Consider the following 1134-nt stretch of genomic DNA (forward strand, 5'->3'; position numbering starts at 1 on the left):
AATGTAACTGGTAAGATCATCAGTTCAACTGAATGGGTAAGCAACAAGGACAGCTACAGCAATGTGGCGACCCCAGTTGTTGAAGGTTACCACGCCGATCGGGCACAGGTTGATGGTCAAAAGGTAACCATGGAAGACCAAGAAGCTACAGTTACCTATGTACCAAATGGTAAGATTGTGCCAGTTGATCCAACAGGAAAGCCAATTCCAAATGTACCAACACCACAATACCCAACCGATCCAACGGATCCAACCAAGGTAACGCCAAATGAACCGGTACCAACAATTCCTAATTACACGCCAGAAGTACCAACGGTAACACCTACTAATCCAGGTGTTGATACACCGGTTAAGTACACTCCAAATACGGTAAATCCAAAGCCGGCAGTTGACCAAATTGCGGTTGTTAACTACGTTGACCAAGATAACAACAACGCGCAAATCGCAACTTCTGGTAACTTGACTGGTAAGGCTGGCAGTGTAATTAACTACAGTACTGCTGATGAAATCAAGCAGCTTGAAGCCCACGGTTACGTTCTCGTAACTGATGGCTTCCCAGCCGGCGCAACCTTTGATGATAACGCGGATCAAAACCAAGTCTTCACGGTTGTATTGAAGCATGGTCATGCTCCAGTTGGTCCTAAGAACCCAGAAGAACCAGGTACACCTGTTAACCCAGGCTACCCAGAAGGTCCAAAGTGGCCTGCAAAGGACAACTACAGCAAGGACTACACTTCAACTGTTCACTTTGTAGATAACAACGGTAACAAGATGCGTGATGACAATGTCCAAACTTCTACATGGACGCGGACATTAATCATCGACAAGGTTACTGGTCAAATCCTCAACCCGGACGAGAACTGGACTTCTGATAAGGCCAGCTACAATGAAGTGAAGGTTCCGGTAATCAATGGTTACGTGGCGGACAAGGCTAACGTTCCAGCTAAGGAAGCTGTTCAACAGAATATTGAAGATACGGTAACCTACACGAAGGTTGGAAACATTGTACCGGTTGATCCAAGCGGTAATCGGATTCCAAATGACCCAACAGACCCAACTAAGGTTGTACCAAACGAACCAGTACCTTCAGTTCCAGGAATGACACCAAATGTTACAACTGTAACACCGGATCAC

Annotated in this window: 1 protein-coding gene; it reads left to right on the forward strand. The window is 46.0% G+C overall.

Going from position 1 to position 1134, the window contains the following annotated elements; all coding sequences use genetic code 11:
• Window positions 1-1134 (forward strand): mucin-binding protein (locus IEU90_RS11205; RefSeq protein WP_229723706.1); only part of this gene is annotated, 1134 nt, incomplete at both ends.

This window comes from Limosilactobacillus caviae (genome assembly GCF_014635905.1).
Lineage (GTDB): Bacteria > Bacillota > Bacilli > Lactobacillales > Lactobacillaceae > Limosilactobacillus > Limosilactobacillus caviae.